General features: G+C 66.9%; 14 protein-coding genes and 6 pseudogenes. 13 read left to right on the plus strand and 7 right to left on the minus strand.

What is annotated here, in order from left to right:
• The first annotated feature begins 6 nt into the window (after positions 1 to 6).
• Together QF027_RS40140 and QF027_RS40145 are read left to right on the plus strand one after the other, a co-directional pair.
• Positions 7 to 822 (plus strand): ABC transporter permease, encoded by an 816-nt coding sequence (locus tag QF027_RS40140; RefSeq protein WP_307080309.1) that lies wholly within the window; start codon positions 7 to 9, stop codon positions 820 to 822.
• Positions 823 to 864: 42 nt separating this feature from the next.
• Positions 865 to 2304 carry a gamma-aminobutyraldehyde dehydrogenase gene (locus QF027_RS40145; protein WP_307080311.1) on the plus strand — a complete coding sequence of 480 codons (1440 nt, stop codon included), beginning with the start codon at positions 865 to 867 and terminating at the stop codon, positions 2302 to 2304.
• Between the two features lie 3 nt (positions 2305 to 2307).
• Here QF027_RS40145 and QF027_RS40150 read toward each other — a convergent pair whose 3' ends face one another.
• Positions 2308 to 3042 carry a cache domain-containing protein gene (locus tag QF027_RS40150; RefSeq protein ID WP_373432461.1) on the minus strand — a complete coding sequence of 245 codons (735 nt, stop codon included), beginning with the start codon at positions 3040 to 3042 and terminating at the stop codon, positions 2308 to 2310.
• The gene (locus QF027_RS40155; RefSeq protein ID WP_307080313.1) at positions 3027 to 3776 is read right to left on the minus strand and encodes a FadR/GntR family transcriptional regulator; all 750 of its coding nucleotides are present in this window, start codon (positions 3774 to 3776) and stop codon (positions 3027 to 3029) included. Before QF027_RS40155 ends, QF027_RS40150 begins: the two co-directional genes overlap by 16 nt.
• Before the next feature lie 151 nt (positions 3777 to 3927).
• Here QF027_RS40155 and QF027_RS40160 point away from each other — a divergent pair, with 151 nt between their 5' ends.
• The 9 genes and pseudogenes from QF027_RS40160 (at position 3928) to QF027_RS40200 (ending at position 13386) form a co-directional block, all read left to right on the plus strand.
• The gene (locus tag QF027_RS40160) at positions 3928 to 5406 is read left to right on the plus strand and encodes an amino acid permease (protein ID WP_307080316.1); all 1479 of its coding nucleotides are present in this window, start codon (positions 3928 to 3930) and stop codon (positions 5404 to 5406) included.
• Positions 5322 to 5631, plus strand: a pseudogene (locus tag QF027_RS49815) (hypothetical protein); the annotation flags it as partial. The gene QF027_RS40160 and the pseudogene QF027_RS49815, both read left to right, overlap by 85 nt.
• Positions 5632 to 5874: 243 nt before the next feature.
• Positions 5875 to 6762: an IS5 family transposase gene (locus QF027_RS40170; RefSeq protein WP_307080319.1), complete on the plus strand. Its 888-nt coding sequence runs from the start codon at positions 5875 to 5877 to the stop codon at positions 6760 to 6762.
• Entirely contained in the window at positions 6759 to 7157 is a 399-nt protein-coding gene (locus QF027_RS40175; protein WP_307080321.1) for a hypothetical protein, read from the plus strand. The genes QF027_RS40170 and QF027_RS40175 overlap by 4 nt, the downstream gene beginning before the upstream one ends.
• 422 nt (positions 7158 to 7579) lie before the next feature.
• Positions 7580 to 8097, plus strand: a pseudogene (locus QF027_RS40180) (winged helix-turn-helix domain-containing protein); the annotation flags it as partial.
• A 616-nt stretch (positions 8098 to 8713) separates the two neighbouring features.
• Positions 8714 to 10132, plus strand: a complete 1419-nt coding sequence (ltrA, locus tag QF027_RS40185) for a group II intron reverse transcriptase/maturase (protein ID WP_307080325.1) — start codon at positions 8714 to 8716, stop codon at positions 10130 to 10132.
• 776 nt (positions 10133 to 10908) lie between these two features.
• Complete coding sequence (gene ltrA / locus QF027_RS40190) at positions 10909 to 12300, plus strand: group II intron reverse transcriptase/maturase (RefSeq protein WP_307080327.1); 1392 nt, start codon at positions 10909 to 10911, stop codon at positions 12298 to 12300.
• Between the two features lie 104 nt (positions 12301 to 12404).
• Positions 12405 to 12959: pseudogene (locus tag QF027_RS40195) on the plus strand (transposase); the annotation flags it as partial.
• 64 nt (positions 12960 to 13023) lie between these two features.
• Positions 13024 to 13386, plus strand: coding sequence for a hypothetical protein (locus tag QF027_RS40200; protein ID WP_307080331.1), 363 nt, complete (start codon positions 13024 to 13026; stop codon positions 13384 to 13386).
• 62 nt (positions 13387 to 13448) lie between these two features.
• Here the strand turns inward: QF027_RS40200 and QF027_RS40205 are convergent, their stop codons facing one another.
• Positions 13449 to 14066 (minus strand): transposase, encoded by a 618-nt coding sequence (locus QF027_RS40205; protein ID WP_307080333.1) that lies wholly within the window; start codon positions 14064 to 14066, stop codon positions 13449 to 13451.
• Positions 14067 to 14183: 117 nt separating this feature from the next.
• Between QF027_RS40205 and QF027_RS40210 the strand changes: the two genes are divergently transcribed.
• Positions 14184 to 15001 (plus strand): IS5 family transposase gene (locus QF027_RS40210; protein ID WP_373432430.1). Its coding sequence is split into 2 segments (ribosomal slippage): positions 14184 to 14535 and positions 14535 to 15001, totalling 819 coding nucleotides; the frame shifts between segments, so codons are not numbered across the junction.
• Positions 15002 to 15149: 148 nt separating this feature from the next.
• On the opposite strand, the pseudogene QF027_RS40215 reads toward QF027_RS40210, so the two are convergent.
• A pseudogene (locus tag QF027_RS40215) lies at positions 15150 to 15626 on the minus strand (transposase); the annotation flags it as partial.
• Between the two features lie 47 nt (positions 15627 to 15673).
• Here QF027_RS40215 and QF027_RS40220 point away from each other — a divergent pair.
• Positions 15674 to 17779 (plus strand): ISAzo13 family transposase, encoded by a 2106-nt coding sequence (locus tag QF027_RS40220; protein ID WP_307080335.1) that lies wholly within the window; start codon positions 15674 to 15676, stop codon positions 17777 to 17779.
• 15 nt (positions 17780 to 17794) lie between these two features.
• Here QF027_RS40220 and QF027_RS40225 read toward each other — a convergent pair.
• The 3 genes and pseudogenes from QF027_RS40225 to QF027_RS40235 all read right to left on the minus strand — a co-directional run.
• Positions 17795 to 18565: pseudogene (locus QF027_RS40225) on the minus strand (IS256 family transposase); the annotation flags it as partial.
• A gap of 135 nt (positions 18566 to 18700) precedes the next feature.
• Positions 18701 to 18888 (minus strand): annotated as a pseudogene (locus QF027_RS40230) (IS982 family transposase); the annotation flags it as partial.
• Positions 18889 to 18963: 75 nt separating this feature from the next.
• Positions 18964 to 19482, minus strand: a complete 519-nt coding sequence (locus tag QF027_RS40235; protein ID WP_307080337.1) for a DUF1203 domain-containing protein — start codon at positions 19480 to 19482, stop codon at positions 18964 to 18966.
• Between the last annotated feature and the right edge of the window lie 278 nt (positions 19483 to 19760).

The raw sequence follows: 19760 nt of genomic DNA on the forward strand, positions 1-19760 counted from the left end.
GAAAGCATGCAACTCTCCCGTCCCGCACGCATAGCCCTGCGTGCGACCGCGGCCACCGGCTTCGCGATCATCTACGTCCCGCTGCTGCTGGTCCTCATCAACTCGTTCAACATCGACAAGACCTTCGGCTGGCCGCCATCAGGCTTCACCCTGCGCTGGTGGGGCAACGCGTGGCACAGTTCCGGCGCACGGGACGCCCTGTGGACCTCGGTCAAGGCCGGCAGCGGCGCCACCACGATCGCGCTGGTGCTGGGCACGTTGACCGCGTTCGCCGTGCAGCGTTACAAGTTCTTCGGCCGAGAGAGCATCTCCTTCCTGGTGGTGCTGCCGATCGCGCTGCCCGGCATCGTCACCGGCGTCGCCCTCAACACCGCCTTCCACGCGGTCCTCGAACCGCTCGGCGTGGGCCTCGGCCTCTTCACCGTCATCGTCGGCCACGCCACCTTCTGTGTCGTCGTGGTCTTCAACAACGTCGTCGCGCGGCTGCGCCGGATGTCCGGCTCGTACGAGGAAGCCGCCGCCGACCTGGGCGCGGACACCTTCCAGACGTTCCGCGACATCACCTTCCCCCTGGTGCGTTCCGCACTGGTGGCGGGCGGGCTGCTCGCCTTCGCGCTCTCCTTCGACGAGATCGTGGTCACCACGTTCACCGCCGGGCCCGGTGTCCAAACCCTCCCGGTCTGGATCTTCTCCAACATGGCCCGGCCACAGCAGGCCCCGGTGGTCACCGTCGTCGCCGCCGTGCTGGTGCTGCTGTCCGTCATCCCCGTCTACCTGGCCCAGCGGCTGTCGTCCGACACGGCCTCCGGCAGCCGACTCTGAAGCAATAGGCAAGGAACCACCTATGTGTCAACTGGAGACCCAGTGACGACCGCTCTGCGCACGCTGCGAAACTACATCGGCGGCGAGTCCATGGACGCCGCCGACGGGCGGACCATCGAGATCGTCGACCCTGTGACCGGCGAGTCCTACGCGACCTCGCCGCTGTCCGGCCGGGCGGACGTCGACGCCGCCATGGGCGCAGCCACGGCTGCGTTCCCGGCGTGGCGCGACACCACCCCGGCCGAGCGACAGCGTCTGCTCCTGAAGATCGCGGACGCCTTCGAGGCGCGGACGGGGGAACTCGTCGCCGTTGAGTCCGAGAACACCGGCAAGCCGCTGGGGCTGACGGCGAGCGAGGAAGTGCCGCCGATGGTGGACCAGATCCGCTTTTTTGCGGGCGCCGCCCGACTGCTGGAGGGCCGCTCGGCCGGTGAGTACATGGAGGGCATGACCTCCATCGTCCGGCGTGAGCCCGTCGGGGTCTGCGCGCAGGTCGCACCATGGAACTACCCGATGCTGATGGCGGTCTGGAAGTTCGCCCCGGCGCTGGCCGCGGGCAACACCGTGGTCCTGAAGCCGTCGGACACCACCCCGGCCTCCACCCTGCTGATGGCCGAGATCGTCGGGTCCATCCTGCCAAAGGGCGTCTTCAATGTCGTCTGCGGTGACCGCGACACCGGCCGCCTGATGGTCGAACACCCCACCCCGGCGATGGCCTCGATCACCGGTTCCGTACGGGCCGGCAAGCAGGTCGCCGAGTCCGCGGCCAAGGACTTCAAGCGCGTCCACCTGGAGTTGGGCGGCAAGGCCCCCGTCGTCGTCTTCGCCGACGCCGACATGACGCAGGCCGTCGAGGGCATCTCGGTGGCCGGCTTCTTCAACGCTGGCCAGGACTGTACGGCCGCGACCCGCGTCCTCGTACAGGAGTCGGTCCACGATGAGTTCGTGACGGCGCTGGCGAGGGCCGCCGCCAGCACGAAGACCGGTCGGCCCGACGACCCGGCCGTGCTGTACGGACCGCTCAACAACGCCAACCAGCTCACGCAGGTCGTCGGCTTCATCGAGCGGCTGCCTTCCCACGCCAAGATCGAGGCAGGCGGCCACCGCGTCGGCGACAAGGGCTACTTCTACGCCCCCACCGTCGTCTCCGGCCTCAGGCAGGACGACGAGATCATCCAGAGCGAGGTGTTCGGCCCGGTCATCACCGTCCAGTCCTTCCGCGACGAGGCGCAGGCCCTGGAATACGCCAACGGCGTCGACTACGCCCTGGCCTCCTCGGTGTGGACCAAGGACCACGCACGCGCGATGCGCATGTCCAAGAAGCTCGACTTCGGCTGCGTGTGGATCAACACCCACATCCCGCTGGTCGCCGAGATGCCCCACGGCGGCTTCAAGAAATCCGGCTACGGCAAGGATCTGTCCGCGTACGGCTTCGAGGACTACACCCGTATCAAGCACGTCATGACATCACTGGACGCCTGACGCTCACGCCGCCGTTACCAGCACCAGCGGGATCGCCCCGCAGGGGTGCAGTACCACCTCGCCCCGCGCGGCAGCAGAGTCGAGGTCCCTGACCAGGGAGCCCGCCAGCTGAGTCGCGGTATTGGACGCGGTGACCCGGCCGCGCGGATTGACCAGGAAGGCAGGGCTCTCGATGCGGCGCAGGGCGGGGCCGACAGCGGCTTCGAAGTGGCGCAGGTACACGTCGGCGGCGGCCACGCCCGCGAACACGCCGTCCATGACCACCGGCGCCGCCAGGGTGAGGCTGTACTCGTCGGAGCACAGATAGTCGACGTACGGCCCGGACACGGCGCGCTGCCCGGTGGTCCTGGGCAGGGCGAACCAGTCCCAGTGGGTGTAGTCCGAGAACGCGGAGGTGTCCGGGTCCAGATCCAGCAGCATGGGCCGGACCTTGCCATCGGCCCGGGTCTGCCACCATTCCAGCCAGGCGGGTACGTCGCTGAGGAGGCCCGGTTCGGCGATGAAGCCGGTGCCGGAGATCAGCTTGGCGTCGTGGGCGAGCTGTTCGCGCAACAGCGGCTGGAGCTGGGCCAGGTCGGCCGATGTGGGGCGGCGACCCCGCACGCTTATGTGCGCGAGCAGGGTGGTGGTCTGTTCGCAGGTCTGCTGGACGGTGGTGAAGACACTCTCCAGCATGCCGCTGACCCGGACGACTGCCTCCGCGACGGTGTCGCCGTCGCTGCTCAGTGCTCTTGCCATGTTTCGTCCAGTCGCAGTTCTATGAGGTGCCGCACCGCGTTGCGAACATGCTCCTCTGCCAGGGTACGAGCCTGAAGTCCGTCACCGGCCGTGATGGCGTCGAAAAGAGCCCGGTGCTGCGCGTCGGCGGTCCGGTGGATTCTCGCCTGGGTGAATGGCAGACACAGTAGCGGGCCGATCTCGGTCTGGAAACGGATCTCCTCGCGGGTCAGCCGCGAGGACTGGGCGGCGGCGACGATCTCCACATGGAAGCGGCCGTCGATGCGCCCGCGCGCGGCGGCGTCGACGGCGTCGGCGAAGTCCCGCAGGGAACGGCTGGGGGCTTCCAGGTCGTGCTTGTCCGCGCGGTCGGCGGCGAGCCGGGCGGCGGCTCCGGCGACCGCGGCATAGTGGTCACTGAGGTCGCGCAGCTCCTCCGTCGTGTGGGCTTTCAGCCGCTGCCGCAGGCGGTCGTGCAGATCCTCGACAGGGGCGCGGACGAAGGTCCCGCCGCCCCGGCCGCGCCTTGTGGTGACGAGGCCCTGCTGCCGCAGGGCCATCAATGCCTCGCGCAGACTCACGGTGGAGACGCCGAGCCGCTCGGCAAGGTCGCTCTCACCGGGCAACTGCTCACCGTCCGTCAGCAGCCCCAAGGTGATGGCGTCGCCCAGGCGCCGAACGACGGCCTCGACCCTGGCTTCCGTGTCAAGGGGGGCGAAGATCGCACGGCGGGCAGCACTGGAGAGTCGGTTCACGTCTGTTCTGTCGTCCTTCCGATCGGTGCCACCGGGCTCATCTCATCACAGAACGATTTCATAGGCGGCCAAAGATTGCCATATGACCTATGGATTCATATCTTTACGCCACCTGTGCACACGTTCCCCTGTGCCCTGCGAGAGGCCCCCGATGTCGCTATCCCCACCCCAAGCCCAGCACGCCCCGGACGCCCAGGACGCGGCAGATGCCGCCCAACTCGCCTCACTCGGTTACACCCAGAAGCTGACCCGCGCGCTCGGCCTGTGGTCGAACTTCGCGGTCGGATTCACCTACCTCTCTCCGTTGGTAGGTGTGTACTCAGTCTTCGACTACGGACTGGCCACTGGCGGTCCCTCGTTCTTCTGGACGATACCGCTCGTCCTGATCGGCCAGGGCCTGGTGCTGCTGACCTTCGCCGAGGTCGCCTCGCAGTATCCGCTCGCTGGCGGCATCTATCAGTGGGCCAAGCGATTGGTCGGCCCCAGATACGCCTGGATGTCCGGGTGGATGTACACATGGGCGCTGCTGGTGACCATCACATCGGTGGCGTACCCGATCGCCAAGTACGCGGGCCCGCTCTTCGGCTACGCGGTTACCGGCACCAGCACCATCGAGACCGCGGTCGTGGTCATTCTGCTGTGCGCCGCGGTGAACCTGCTCGGCGTACGGCGGCTGGCCTTCGTCGCCAACATCGGCGTGATGGCCGAAGTCCTGGGCACCGTGGTGCTGGGCGTCTACCTGCTGGTCTTCCACCACAAGCAGGACGTGACCGTGGTGCTGCACACCTCCGGCGCGGGTGCCAACGGCGGCTACCTAGGTGCCTTCCTGGCCTCGTGCCTCTTCGCGGTCTGGATCTTCTACGGCTTCGAGGCATGCGGTGACATCGCCGAGGAGGTCAAGGACCCCTCGCGCAAAGTGCCGCGGGCGATGGGCATGACCCTGGGCGTGGGCGCCGTCGCGACCGTGATCCTGACGCTGGGCCTCATCCTGGCGGTGCCGGACTTCGGCGCGGTCATCAGCGGCAAGTCCGCCGACCCGCTCGGTGAGGTGCTGGCCGACTCGCTGGGCACCGTCGGCAGCAAAATCGCGCTGACGCTGATCGTCGTCGGTTTCGTCTCCTGCACGCTGGCTATCCAGGCCGCGGCGACCCGGCTGGTCTACTCCTACGCCCGTGATGGGGTCATCATCGGCGCCAAGCGGCTGTCCAAGCTGCACCCCACCTTTCACATGCCGCCGGCTGCAACCGCCGTCACCGCGGTCATCCCGGCCGCCCTTGCCTTCCTCCCCTCCGCGACGGTCACCCGGATCATCACTTTTTCGGTGGTGGGCATCTACATAGGCTTCCAGTCCGTCGTCCTGGCCTCGGCCATCGGCCGCGCCCGGGGATGGAAACCCGCCGGCACCTTCAGGCTCGGACGCTGGGGCTGGCCCGTGAACATCGCCGCCCTGACCTACGGGGTAACCGCGATCGTTGTCCTGTCCGTCAAGACTCCCGCCAACGGCGACTCCTTCTTCGACCGCTGGCTGGTCCCGCTTTCGGTCGGCATCGTCGCCTTCCTCGGCCTCGGCTACCTGGCGATCGCCCGCCCCAAGGAGCACATCGCCGACGAGAACCGGTCGGTTCGATAACGAGCGACTGGCCCAGAGTCGCGCAGGTCATCCGGCCTGCGCGGCTCTGTCGTTTCCGGCGCGGTTTCGGCTTCCATCCGCTGCTGTGCTTCCTGGACAACACCGGTGAGGCTCTGGCCGGCCTGCTGCGGTCGGGCAACGCCGACGCGAACACCGCGAGCGAGTACATCAGCGTTATGAACGCCGCGCTCGCACAGATCCCCGATGCCCATCCGCCACGGCACCGACCGACCGAGCGTCGGGCCCCAGCCATGCCCACCGGGCGAGAAGCAGCTGGCAGCGCCCGCCATTGTGACCAGCTCGGCTGGGCCGAGCCGACTGAAACGGGAGGCTAGTTCCAATGCCGGTGACTTTGCGGGCTTTCAGTGGGCGGTTCGTGAGTCTTTGAATGGATCTGCTATCGCCGTTTGGTGTGGTGGCGGGACGGAATCTGCCGGTCCGTGGTTGTCGATCTGGTGATGTGACCGGGTGAGTGAACGCAAGCCGTACCCGAGTGACTTATCGGACGAGCAGTGGGCTTTGATCGAGCCGGTGATCACCGCGTGGAAGGACCGGCACCGCTCGGTCAGTGGCCACCAGGGCGCCTACGACATGCGGGAGATCGTGAACGCGATCCTCTACCAGGGACGGACCGGCTGCCAGTGGGCCTATCTCCCGCACGACCTGCCGCAAAAGAGCGCCACCTTCTACTACTTCGCGGCCTGGCGGGACGACGGAACCGACCAGGTCATCCATGAACTCCTGCGCTGCCAGGTCCGCGAACGCGCCCGCCGATTAGAGGACCCGACCCTGGTGGTCCTGGACACTCAGAGTGTCCACGTGGCCGCCGGAGTCCCCGCCACCACGAGCGGCCACGATCCGGCCAAGCGGGTGCCCGGCCGCAAACGCGGACTGGCCGTGGACGTCCTCGGCCAGGTCATCGCGGTCGTCATCCTCGCCGCGAACACCCACGACAACGCCGCGGGCATCATCCTCGCCGCGAACACCCACGACAACGCCGCGGGCATCATCCTGCTGGACCAGGTCGCCGAGCACGCCGGCGGAACCGTCCGCAAAGCCCTGGTCGACCAGGGCTTCAAGAACCAGGTCGTCCTGCACGGCACCGGCCTGGGGATCGACGTCGAGATCGTCCAACGCAACCCGCAGGACAAGGGGTTCGTGCCACAGCCGAAGCGATGGAGGGTCGAACAGACCTACGGGATCCTGATACTGCACCGGCGCCTGGTCCGCGACTACGAGCACCGCCCCTCCTCCTCCGCCTCCCGCGTCTACTGGGCCATGACCCACGTCATGACCCGACGCCTCACCGGCGCGAACACCCCCACCTGGCGCGAAGAGCAGGCGGCGGCAGCGTGAACATCCAGCCCCTGCTCGACGCCCTGAACCTCCAGGAAGACGCCGCCCGCGCCCTGGCCGACGAACTCCGCACACAGATCGACGGCCTCCAGACCCGGCTACGGGAGGCCGAGACGCATCTCGAGCACCTCGCAATCACCCGCAAGACCGTCACCGGCCTCGCCGACCGGCTCCCGGCCCACACACCGGACCTGCCCGAACACCCGGACTACCCCCGCATCCTCGCCGCCTTCAACCACGCGACCGGACCGCTACGGGCCAAGGACGTCTGCGAAGCCCTCGGCCACGAACTGCTGCCGAAGAACGTCGAAGGCACCCGCGCCAAGCTGAAACGCCTGGTCAAACTCGGGATCCTCACCGAGGCCGACACCGGCAACTTCACCAGGAAGCCATAGCCGACGGAACCCCACCAGCGACCTTGCTCCAACCTCAACCGGAAACAGACATCACCTTACGAACCGCCCACTTAGAGTTGGCCCGTGAGCGGTTGACTTGGCCCGGTGAGCCTCGGAGGTGGCCCGCAGGGTAGCGGTCGCTGCTCTCACCTGCGAAGTGAAGCGCTCGGTCACAACATCGCCCCGCTGGCGGCCGGGGGCCCAAGCCAGCACCGGCCCCGTCTCGGCAGACAGCAGGCCCCCATCTGCCATCGTGGACAGTGGAACCCGCCAGGCCCCCGCTTGTCGCCCCGGAGTGTGCCAAGGCGAGGAGAGATCATGCCTCTGTTGGAAATCGCGACCGAATCCGCAACTGAACTTGATTGAGTGATGTCGGTGCCGTTCGCCTGACAGCTGGCCGTGAGCACCGATAGCCGTTGGGTGTGAGGTATGCGCAGGGCGGTGGGCTGACCGACGCCGAGAGGACCACGCGGGAGCGGTTACGGCTCCAGGCCGTGGAGCGTTTCGAGGGCGGGCAGAAGAACGCGGAGATTGCCGCTGCCCTGCGGATCAGCGTGCGGTCGGTCGAGCGGTGGCGCCGGGCCTGGCGCGAGGGCGGCGAGGCGGGAGTCCTGTCGAAGGGGTCGCCGGGAAGACCTCGACTCAGTGACGCCCAGATCGCCAGGCTGGAGCGGGAGTTGGAGCGTGGTCCACTGGCTCACGGCTGGGCGGACCAGCGGTGGACCCTGGCACGGATCAAGACGCTGATTGGCCGGCTCTTCCACGTCTCCTACACGGTCGAGGGCACCTGGCGGCTGCTGAAGCGCCACGACTGGAGCTGGCAGCAGCCCACCAGGCGCGCGATCGAGCGCGATGACGACGCGGTCGAGGTGTGGAAGAAGGAGACCTGGCCGCGGGTAAGAGCACCGCGGCGGAGCGCGGGGCCTGGATCGTTTTCGAGTTGCGCCGTGAGGCGCTGGTGCGCCGTGAGGCGCGGTGAATCGAAGGAGGTGCAAGACCTCCTCGCCAGGCTGTCGCAGCAGCCTGGTGGGAGCTGAGCGCAGTCCGACCCGGGAGACGCCGGGGAGGGCGGGAAGCAGCGCTGACAAAGCCGGGACTGCCCGGAACTACCAGACGGGCCGGGTCCGGCGAGCGAGATCAGAGGGCGTACGAGAGGAACCAGTGGTAAAGCTCCGTAAGCGTGGCACCGGCTCAAATCTGGTGGATATGGGCCGGGTTGTAGCGCACAGTCTGCTCGTTGGGCGGGCTGACTCCGTAGCCGACTTGGCGTGTCGGTGGGGAGGCCACGGCGAAAGCCTGCGGCGTAACCGTGGCGATGCTGCCGGGGCAAAGCTGGGCGCCGGACTGATCGATCGATTCACCGTGAACACGGGAACCATCCCGCATCGCTCCCCGGGATCGGAATCCATCCGGGTTCTTGGGATAGATGCGTCGTCTGTCGAAGGCGCGGGATGGGGCGGAGGCCCCGTAGTAGTCCGAGCGGACGAGAGGTCCGTGCATGGCGAAGGGGGCCAGCAAGTCAGCAGTAAGGACGCTGGAATGCCGGGAGGCCGTTGGTGAATACCGACGAACTGGAATACGTCTTACTCAAGGCGGAACGCCGGGTACTGGAAATCCAGACCAAGCTGCACCGATGGGCCAGTGATGACCCTCATCGCAGGTTCGATGATCTGTACAACCTCGCCACGGACCCGGGCTTCCTGCTGGTGGCCTGGGATCGGGTGCGGAACAACAAGGGTGCGCGCACGGCGGGAGTGGATGGCGAGACCGCCTACTACATTGAGTCCGTGCGCGGGCTGGAGGGGTTCCTTTCGGAACTGCGGGATGATCTCAAGGCCCGCACCTTCCGGCCCCTACCGGCTCGGCGGCGCGCGATTCCCAAGGCTGGCGGCAAGGTCCGCTACCTGGGTATCGCGACCATCCGGGACCGGGTGGTCCAGGCGTCCTTGAAGCTGGTGCTGGAGCCGATTTTCGAGGCGGATTTCCTCCCGTGTTCCTACGGGTTCCGTCCGAATCGCCGGGCTCACGACGCGGTGGCCGAGGTGCACCATTTCGCATCCCGCTCGTATGAGTGGATTGTTGAGGGTGACATCAAAGCCTGTTTCGACGAAATCTCGCACTCTGCTCTCATGGATCGGGTGCGGGAACGAGTCGGAGACAAACGCGTCTTGGATCTGGTGAAGGCATTTCTGAAGGCGGGCATCCTCGATGAGGACGGCACGCTGGTGGATACCAGTGCCGGGACTCCGCAAGGGTCGATTCTTTCCCCGTTGCTGAGCAATGTGGCTCTCTCGGTCCTGGACGAGCATATCGCCCAAGGGCCGGGCGGCCCCGGAGCCAGCCCGTATGGAAGGGCCAAGCGACGCCGCCAAGGTCTGCCCAACTACCGTCTTGTGCGGTATGCGGACGACTGGTGCCTGCTTGTTTCGGGCACCGAGGCACACGCCGAAGCCCTGCGGGAAGAAATCGCAGGGATCCTCTCCACGATGGGCTTGCGCCTGTCGCCGGAGAAGACCCTGATTACCCATATCGACGAGGGCCTTGTCTTCCTCGGCTGGCGCATCCAGCGCCACCGGAAGCGAGGCACCGGCAAACAGTACGTCTACGTCTATCCGGCCAAGAAGGCCCTGGTGACCGTCATGGCCAAGGTGAAGGCGATCTGCCGGCGGAGTACGAACCTGTCGCTCGAAGACCTGCTGCGTCAGCTCAACCGGATGCTGCGGGGCTGGACCGCGTACTTCAAGTACGGATGCTCGAATGCGACTTTCAGTTATCTGAGGGCCTACCTCTGGAAGGAGATCATCAGATGGCAGGAGCGCAAGCATCGGCGCGTTCCTTGGAAGGTACTACGCCGACGCTACGGCATCTGGCCCGCCGAGGGCGGGATGGAATTGTTCGATCCGGCAAGAGTGAGCGCCAAGCGCTACTACTACCGGGGAACACGCATCCCGACACTTTGGCCGAGCACAGCATGAAATGAAGACCGACCCACGGGACTTGTGGAGAGCCCGGTGCGCTTAGCGGTGCACGCCGGGTTCGGGAGGCGACCCGGAGAAACGGGCTGGTTGTGAGGCCAGTACCGCGCTCCGGGTCGACCTCACTGTTTCGTGTGGAGGTGAGAGACCTTCGCCGCTGACCTGTCGTAGCAGGGAGGTGGAGCTGGGGACAGCCTGATCCGGGTGATGCCGGGGAGGGCGGGAGCGGCCCTGACAAAGCCGGGACGTGCCAGTACTGCCAGATGGTGCGGGTTCGGCGAGCGGGACGGAGAGGAGCACGCGAGGAACCGGCGTCTTTACGTCTCTTAACGATGACATCGGCTCGAACCTGGCGGATCTGGGCCGAAAGCGGTGCGAACCTGCCGCCGTTGGCGGCGGGGAACTTCTTGGCCGGTATTTCGAAGCCGTCCAGAAGGCCACGAGGAAGGACTACGGCGTACTCGTGGCGATGCCGCAGGGACACAGTCGGGCTCCTACTTCGACGAGCGAAACACAGTGAACACGGGAACCATCCGGTCTCAACTCCCCAACAGCGGGCCGCCAGTTCGGTGGCGGGGATAGGTGCATCGACCGCCGAACGGGCCGGGTGGGGCGGAGCCGCCGTAGTACTCCGAGCCGGGGAAAGCCCGGAGCATGGGGAAGGGCGGCAGCGGTATCGAGAAGGGAAGGACGCTGCAATGCCGAAAGACGCACCTCCGAATGGAGGTGCCACGCCGGACGCAGACCTCATCGGTCCGCGTCAGCAGGTATCGGAGATGCAGGCCAAGCTTCACCGTTGGGCGGTGGCCGATCCCGGCCGCCGGTTCGACGATCTGTTCAACTTCGTGCACGACCCGGCAACGCTGCAAGTGGCGTTCGACCGGGTCGCCGGCAACCGGGGAGCCAACACTCCCGGCATCGACGGCCTGAGTGCCACCGACGTCGAGGAGAGGATCGGTGTTCCCGGGTTCCTGGACGACCTTCGTGCCCAGCTCAGGCAGGGCACCTTCCGTCCGTTGCCGGTGCGGGAACGCAAGATTCCCAAGCCGGGCGGGTCGGGAAAGGTGAGGCGATTAGGAATCCCAGTGATCGCCGACCGGGTCGTCCAGGCCGCGCTGAAGCTGGTGCTGGAACCGATCTTCGAGGCCGACTTCAAGCCGGTCTCCTACGGGTTCCGGCCCAAGCGGCGGGCGCAGGACGCGATTGCCGAGATCCATTTCTATGCCACCCACGGCTACCGCTGGGTGCTGGACGCGGACATCGCGGCGTGCTTCGACGAGATCGACCACCCCGCGCTGATGGACCGGGTCCGGACGAGGATCAAGGACAAGCGGGTTCTGACACTGGTGAAGGCGTTCTTGAAGGCCGGTCTCCTGACGGAGCTCGGCGAATATCAGGACACCTTCACCGGCACGCCGCAAGGGGGCATCCTCTCCCCGCTCCTGGCCAACATCGCCCTGACGGTGCTCGACGAGCACCTGCACCGGGGATGGGAGCCAGGCGGAGAGCTGTCCACCGACTACCGTCGCGGCCGACGCCGGGCTATCGGTCTGCCGTCGTGGCGGCTGGTTCGCTACGCGGACGACTTCGTCGTCCTGGTCGACGGGACCAGGCAGGACACCGAGACACTGCGCGAGGAGATCGCCCAGGTGCTTGCTCCGATGGGGTTGCGGCTGTCACCGGCCAAGACCCAAGTGGTGCACCTGAGCGAGGGGTTCGACTTCCTGGGGTTCCACATCCAGTGGCGCCGCAAACGCGGAACGAACAAGTGGTACGTCTACACCTTCATCGCCGACCGGCCTCTTCGGTCGGTGAAGGCGAAGATCCGTCACCTCACCCACAGAACGTCGCAGCAGGACCTCGCCGTGGTGCTGATCAATCTCAACCGGATCACCCACGGCTGGGCCCACTACTTCAGGCATGCCGTCGCGAAACACATCTTCAGCAAACTGGACGACCTCGTCTGGTGGAGGCTCGTCCGGCTGCTGAGGACACGGCATCACTGGAACTGGTCGGACGTCCGCAGACGGCTCACCACCCCCACCGGGCGGTGGCTGCCAATCAGCGCGGACGGGATCAAGTTGCGGAAGATCAGCGCGATCCCGGTCACCCGGTATCGCTACCGCGGCAACAAGATCCCCAACCCCTGGGTCCCTGCACCCACCTGACGGCAGAGACCGTGGAGAGCCCGTTGCCTAGTAATAGGCACGGCGGGTTCGGCGAGAGGTCCGGGGAAACGGACCGGGAGCAATCCCGACAACGCGCCCCGGGCCTACTCAGCGACGAGGCCGGGCAGTCGATGACTCCGCCGCGCGCCAGGACCTGGGGCCGGATCGGCCAGACCCCGGTCGTGAGGGTGAGGGGCCGGGGCTCGGGGCGCATGTCGATGGCGGGTATGGCCTGCTACAAGCCGGGCCAGCGGTCCCGGCTGATCTACGCGATCCGCGAGTACCGGGGCCGCAAGGACGAGCCGAAGGGCTTTGGCTGGCGCGACTTCCGCGACCTCATCGTCCGCGCTCGCATCCAGCTAGGCGGACCGATCGTGCTGGTCTGGGACAACGTCCACCTGCACCTGACGGTCGGCATGCGCGAGTTCATCGACGCGAACGCCGAGTGGCTCACCGTGTTCCAGCTGCCCACTTACGCCCCGGACCTCAACCCGACCGAGGGCGTCTGGTCGCTGGTCAAGCGTGACATCGGCAACCTCGCTGCGGCCGACCTCGGCCAGATCACCCGCGCGGTGAAGCGCAAACTGAAGATGCTGCAGTACCGACCGGAGGCCATCGACGGCTGCCTCGCCGGAACCGACCTGGCCCTGGACCTGTGAGCATCGGGTCGACGGACCCGAAATTGGGCGAAGCTCAAATCTGCTGGTCAGCTACGGTGGCGGCATGACTGACAGCCTGCCCGAGGACGTAGCCGACGTGCTCGACCTCGTCCTGAACCCGGACGAGCCTATTCACGTCGTCCTCCGACGGCAGGTGCCTCAATTCAGGGTGCAATCCCGCTGTGAGTGCGGTTGCGGCACTGCCTACTTCGACCTTGACGCCGACGCGGTGGAGCCCGCGCCAACGGGCCCCGGCACCGTCGTGGCTGCCGACGTGCAGCTGTTCACCGAAACCGGCGAGTGCCCTGGCGAGGTCCTGGTCTTCGCGCAAGGCGGCTACCTCTCATGGCTGGAGGTCTGCTCTTGGAGCGATGACGTCGAGGTGAGTCTCGCCGCGGCGCGGCGCTGGCTACAGCCATCGTCCTGAACCCGAGCCGGTAACAGCCGGCGGTCTCGGACCCTGACGCCGTCACCACGAGCCGACCGACATCACGAGTTCAAGTTCAGTAGTGGTCGTAGGCGGTCAGTGAGCGAAGGACGGCCTGTCCTGTTTGGTCGTTGTGCCAGATCGCGGCGGTCATGGCGAGGATTCGCTGCATGACACGGGCGACGACGCCGCCTGGCGTGCGCCCTCGGTGCTGTTCGAGATCGAGTTGACCCTTGAAGGTCTCGTTGACCGACTCGATGACTTGCCGCAACGGCTTGAACAAGGGCGCTCCGGGCCGCTCGGGCTCGCCCTTGCGGGCTGGCTGGCCGCAGCAGCCGGATGTCCTGCTCGGCCAGCTCCTGCTCGAAGCCCCTTCCGAAGTAGTTCCTGTCGCCGATCATCGTCTGTCCGGGCCGGTCGGCAACCAGGCCGGGTTCGGCAGCGAGGAGGTCCAGCAGAGTCTCGCGCTCGTCGGCTTTTGCTCCGGTCAGCGCGAAGGCGACGGGCAGGCCCTGGAGAGTGAACACCAGGTGCAGCCGCAGGCCCCAGAAGAAGCGGCTGTGACTGGCGCAGTACCCGTACTCGGCCCATCCGGCCAGGTCGGAACGCTTGACGGTCTCGCGTGAACGGCCACATTCCACCGGTGTGGAGTCCACGATCCACACGTCGTCCCTCCACACCGAGGTGTCGGTAGCCAGCAGCCGGGCGATGCGCCGAAGCAGTCCGGCGCTCTTACTGGCTCTAACAAAAGCGGGTTGATCATGTGACTGTCTACTTGATCGCTCGTTGATGTGGGCATGGGGAAGCGTCAGTCGCGACCGTGGATCGTGTCGGATGAACTGTGGTTGCTCATCGAGCCGTTGCTGCCCGAGCGGCCCCCGAAGCAGGTCGAGGGCAGACCGCGAGTGCCCGATCGTCAAGCCCTGTGCGGGATCTTGTTCGTCCTGCACACCGGCATCCAGTGGGAGTACCTCCCGCAGGAGCTCGGCTTCGGATCGGGCATGACGTGCTGGAGGCGCCTGGCGGCCTGGAACGAGGCAGGCGTCTGGGACCAGCTGCATCAGTTGCTGCTGAACAAGCTGCGCTCGAAGAACCAGCTGGACTGGTCGCGGGCGGTGATCGATTCCTCCCATGTCCGGGCCGCGCGCAGGGGCCCAAAAGCGGGCCCAGCCCGGTCGACCGCGCACGCCCGGGCAGCAAGCACCACATCATCACCGACGGCCAGGGGGTCCCGCTCGCGGTGTCTTTGACCGGCGGAAACCGCAACGATGTCACCCAACTGCTGCCCCTGTTGGACAAGATCCCCGCAGTGGCCGGAGTCGTCGGGCGGCCGCGCAGACGGCCGGACATGCTCTTCGCCGACCGCGGCTACGACCACGACAAGTACCGACGGCTCTTGCGGCAGCGCGGCATCAGGCCCGCGATCGCCGAGCGTGGGCAGCCGCACGGGACGGGACTGGGCACCTTCCGCTGGGTCGTTGAGCGGACGATCTCCTGGCTGCACGGCTTCCGCCGCTTACGGATCCGCTGGGAACGACGCGACGACATCCACGAGGCCTTCCTCGGACTTGCCGTCTGCCTGATCACTCACCGGCACGTCCAGAGGCTTTGTTAGGGCCTGTTACGCAGTCGCTTGTTGTAGCCGGGCTGCTGAGGCAGGTAAGGGAAGAGATGCCGCAGGTGGGAACAGGCATGGCGAAGCCACCTGGGTCACGTCCGCTGGAGTGGTGTATTGACGGCCACTCGGTGATCTCGTTTTGAGGCTATGCGGTGAGTTCGGTGGGCAGGGCTGTCTCGTCGTTTTCTGACTCGATCGGGTGGAGGCGGGCTTTGGCGAGGAGTTCGATGCCCATGTAGCGGCGGGCTTCGGTCCATTCGTCGTTCTGCTCGGCGAGGACGGCGCCGACCAGGCGGATCAGGGCGGTGCGGTCGGGGAAGATGCCGACCACGTCGGTGCGGCGGCGGATCTCCTTGTTCAGGCGTTCTTGCGGGTTGTTGGACCAGATCTGACGCCAGATCTCGCGCGGGAACGCGGTGAACGCCAGCAGGTCGTGCTGCGCTGTGTCCAAGTGGGCTGCGGCCTTGGGGAACTTGGCTTCCAGTGCGTCCAGGACGTGCCGCATCTGCGCCTGGACAGCGTCGCTGTCGGGCTGTTCGAAGACGGTCCGCAGCAGCGTGGCCACCCAAGGCTGGGCTGATTTCGGAACCTGGCTCAGCAGATTTCGGGCGTAGTGAAGCCGTCAAGAATCAACCTGTTGCTTCGCGATCAGCGGCTCGTTGGCCTGGTATGGCGATCACGGACGAGATGCTGTCCCAACTCGACTGCCGTTTCGCGGTGTTGCTGCCCCATCTCAACGAGAGGCAGCGGCGTCTCGCGGTGGCGGCCGAGGCACGACTGCTGGGCCACGGCGGGGTGCGCGCCGCCGCCCGGGCAGCGGCCGTCAGCGAGACCACCGTGCGCCGGGGGATCACGGAACTGGAAGCCGGCAGCGGGCCGCTGCCCGGTGGGCGCATCCGTGCCGACGGCGGAGGCCGTAAACCGGTCGAGGAGGTCGACCCCGGCCTGGTGAACGCGCTGATGGCCCTGGTCGAGCCTGATGAGCGCGGTGATCCGGAATCCCCGCTGCGGTGGACGACGAAGTCGCTGCGTCACCTGGCCGAGGAACTGACCAGGCAGGGGCACCCGGTCTCCGCGCCGACGGTGGGTCGTCTGCTCAAACAGGCCGGTTTCAGCCTGCAGGGCAACGCCAAGACTCTCGAAGGCACCCAACACCCCGACCGCGACGCCCAGTTTCATTACCTCAACGAGCAGGTCAAACGGCACCAGGCGGCAGGCGAGCCGGTGATCAGCGTTGACACCAAGAAGCGTGAGCAGATCGGACGCCTGCCCATGGCTGGACGCGAGTGGCGTCCGAAGGGCGACCCGGTGCGGGTCGAGGACCATCACTTCTTCTTCAGCGGTCCGAACGTCGAGCAGGCGATCCCGTACGGAATCTACGACATCGCCCACAACACCGGCTGGGTCAACGTCGGGGTCGACCACGACACCTCTACCTTCGCCGTGGAGTCGATCCGCCGCTGGTGGAAGGCTCGCGGGCACGATGACCATCCGCACGCCACCCGGCTACTGATCACCGCGGACGCCGGCGGCTCCAACGGCTACCGCTACCGGGTCTGGAAGAGCGAGCTGGCCGCCCTGGCCGCCGAGACCGGCCTGGCGATCACGGTCTGCCACTTCCCGCCGGGCACTTCGAAGTGGAACAAGATCGAGCACCGGCTGTTCTCCCACATCACTCACAACTGGCGTGGTCGCCCTCTGACCAGCCACGATGTCGTCATCGAGACGATTGCCGCCACCCGGACCCGGGCCGGACTGCGTATCGAGGCCCGCCTGGACCCCGGCGACTACCCCACAGGCATCGCGATCAGCAAGGACCGCTTCGCCGCCCTGCCCCTGGTCAAGCATGAGGTGCACGGCCAGTGGAACTACACCCTGCTGCCTGAACCCGCCTCGGCGCAGGCCCAGCCCGCTGTCGGTGAGGCGCACGGCGTCGCCGACCGGCGCCACTCACTCCTGGCCCGTCTGGCCGACCCGCGGCTGACAGGACTGAGTAGCACACAACTCGCCGACTTGTGCGTCGAGTTGGCCCCACTCCAGGCCGCGCGGGCTCAAGAACGCTACAGCGAACAGCGCGGCGGACGCGCCCGTCGGGCTACCGGCAAACTGCGCGGCAGCAAGCCGGTGTTCGACGACGCGGCCCGGGTGATACTCACCCTCCTCTACCAGCGGCAGGTCTGCTCGATGAAGCTGCTGAGCGACATGCTGGAGGTCACCCCCAACTGCATCGGCCACCTCGTCGCCGAAACCCGGCGCGTCCTGGAAGACCACGGTCACCAGCCCGGATACGCCCCCACCCGCTTCACCACCGAGGCCGAGCTGCTGGCCTTCCTCGACACGGCAACGACTCCGCCGCGCACCCAGATCATGGAGAGCCTGTCCCATCCGCGCCTGACCGGCATGTCCCATGAGGGCCTCGACACACTCGCCCGGCGCCTCGCCCCACGCCAACTCGCTCAGATCGAACGCGCCTCCTACCAGCGCCGGGGCGCCGACCGCCAGCCGGGCAGCCGCGGCGGCATCTTCCCCCAGAAGATCGGCGACAAAGAACGCGTCATCCTCGCCGTCCTCTACCTGCGCAAGCTCTGCACCCTGGACGTCCTCGCCGACGCGCTGGGCGACGTGAGCCGGTCCTTGATCGGCAACGTCGTCCGTGAGATCCGACCCCTGCTCATGGAAGCCGGGCACCTCCCGCCACCGGCCACCACCCGCTACCGCACCGCCGCCGACCTCCTCGCAGCAGCACACAGCGAAGACGACACACCGACAGGTTGATTCTTGACGGCTTCAGTGGGTTCGGCACCGCTGCCGCGATGAACCGGGCAGGACCGCACCGATCGCGTTCACCAGGCCGGTGTGCGCGTCGGAGACGACCAGCTGGACCCCGGACAGGCCGCGGGCGGTCAGGGAGCGCAGGAAGGCGAGCCAGCCGGCACCGTCCTCGCAGGTGGCGACGTCGATGCCGAGGATCTCGCGGTGCCCGTCGGCGTTCACTCCGACCGCGATCAGCGCGTGGACGTTGATGATCCGGCCGCCCTCGCGGACCTTCTGGGTCAGCGCGTCCACCCAGACGAACGCGTAGGGTCCGGCGTCGAGCGGCCGGTTGCGGAACGCCGCGATCTGCTCGTCCAGGTGTTTCGCCATCGCGCTGACCTGCGACTTCGACAGCTGGGTGACGCCCAGGGAGGCGGCGAGTTTCTCGACCCGGCGGGTGGAGACACCGAGCAGGTAGGCGGTCGCGACCACCGAGATCAGGGCCTGTTCGGCTCGTCGGCGGCGTTCGAGGAGCCAGTGAGGGAAGTAACTGCCCTGGCGCAGTTTGGGGACGGCCAGTTCGACGGTGCCGGCCCTCGTGTCCCACTCGCGTGGGCGGTAGCCGTTGCGGTGGTTGACGCGTTCGTCGCTGACCTGGCCGTATTCGGCATTGCAGAGGGCGTCGGCCTCCGCGGACATGAGCGCGTCGGCGAACGTCTTGACCATCGCGCGCAGCAGATCGGGACTCGCCGCGGCGAGGTTGTCTTCCGCGAGGGCGTGCAGGGGCAGACTGTCAGGTGCGGTCATCGTGCTGATCTCCTTCGAGGCTTCGACACTTCGAAGATCAGCCGGTGGCCGTTCATCTATGCGGGCACCATCCCGATGCCGGAGCAAACCCCCGGATCAGGTCGAACCCGTACACCCCTTCCCTGGACGCAACCGCCACCTGGCCTCGGAGGTGAAGCCGAGCATGGCCTGCATCACACCGCCAGTGTGACCAGCTCGGCGTCAGTAAGCTTCGGGGCGATCCCCACGGCCGGACGCCATGGCGCGAGATGCGGAGACGCCTTCAGCAGGTCGTCGGTCTTCACATAGAGTGCGGTTGCGAGGGTGTCCAACTCTGTCTTCACAAACTGACGTTGGACGCCCTCGTCCCATGCGCGCAGCCGATCCCTTGAGGTCGATCATTCACGTGGGTACGGCAGCTACTGCTCCTTGGCGGAGGGCCGTCGCACCTCGAAGTGGAAGCATCCGTATTCCAGTGCCCTGACGTGTAGGAGCACCACGTCCGGATCGTCGAACGCATCGTCGAAGGCTGCATCGAAGCCAGTCGTGGCGTCGGCCGGAATCTCCAGAAGGCGGCCACCTGCGATATGGCCCCGGGCGTCATAGCGGCGCACGGTACGTAGTGCACCCGGCCGAGCGAATGGGTAGTTCTCGCTGGGGGTGAACCCGCCGCAGTCGTCGGCATGGATGAAGACGGGACCCTGTTCGTCGTACGCGCCCGGATCTGCACCCCTCGCGGCGGCCCAGCGACGCAACGGAGCGTACGAAACCAGGGCAATCCGCTCGCCGAGCCTGATGGGGCGCAGGCAGCAGCGCAGCGGCGAGCCCACGTCGTCGCCGGTCGTGATGTACGAGGCGCAGGGACGGCCCGCGTCGTCGACAACCCGCAACTCCTTCAGGACGGCGGTGTCAACGGGGAGCACGGTGTATCTGGTCATGTGCCCATGCTGGATCGACACACGGGCGGCTGCTGGCAGGAAACGGACGTCATGTTGGTGCGCACCCACGCAGATGGCCGGCCGGAAACGTCACCCCCCGCTGAACGCAGGCCGCCTACGCTCGCCGACCCCTTGGAATCGATCATCGTACGTCCAGCAGTCCGGGCGTCATCGCAGCTCAGAAGGGATGTGAACTGATGTAACCGGGCGTCAAGCTCAGGATAGCCAGCCGGTGCAAGTCCGGTCCGGGGAGACGCCAGGGTCCCCGGTAGCTGACT

The sequence above is a fragment of the Streptomyces canus genome (assembly GCF_030816965.1).
Lineage (GTDB): Bacteria > Actinomycetota > Actinomycetes > Streptomycetales > Streptomycetaceae > Streptomyces > Streptomyces canus_E.

Coding starts and splice junctions, on each gene's coding strand:
- ltrA (WP_307080327.1), top strand. CDS start 10,909: ATGCAGGCCAAGCTTCACCGTTGGGCGGTGGCCGATCCCGGCCGCCGG.
- QF027_RS40220 (WP_307080335.1), top strand. CDS start 15,674: ATGGCGATCACGGACGAGATGCTGTCCCAACTCGACTGCCGTTTCGCG.
- QF027_RS40160 (WP_307080316.1), top strand. CDS start 3,928: ATGTCGCTATCCCCACCCCAAGCCCAGCACGCCCCGGACGCCCAGGAC.
- QF027_RS40150 (WP_373432461.1), bottom strand. CDS start 3,042: ATGGCAAGAGCACTGAGCAGCGACGGCGACACCGTCGCGGAGGCAGTC.
- QF027_RS40140 (WP_307080309.1), top strand. CDS start 7: ATGCAACTCTCCCGTCCCGCACGCATAGCCCTGCGTGCGACCGCGGCC.
- QF027_RS40235 (WP_307080337.1), bottom strand. CDS start 19,482: ATGACCAGATACACCGTGCTCCCCGTTGACACCGCCGTCCTGAAGGAG.
- QF027_RS40200 (WP_307080331.1), top strand. CDS start 13,024: ATGACTGACAGCCTGCCCGAGGACGTAGCCGACGTGCTCGACCTCGTC.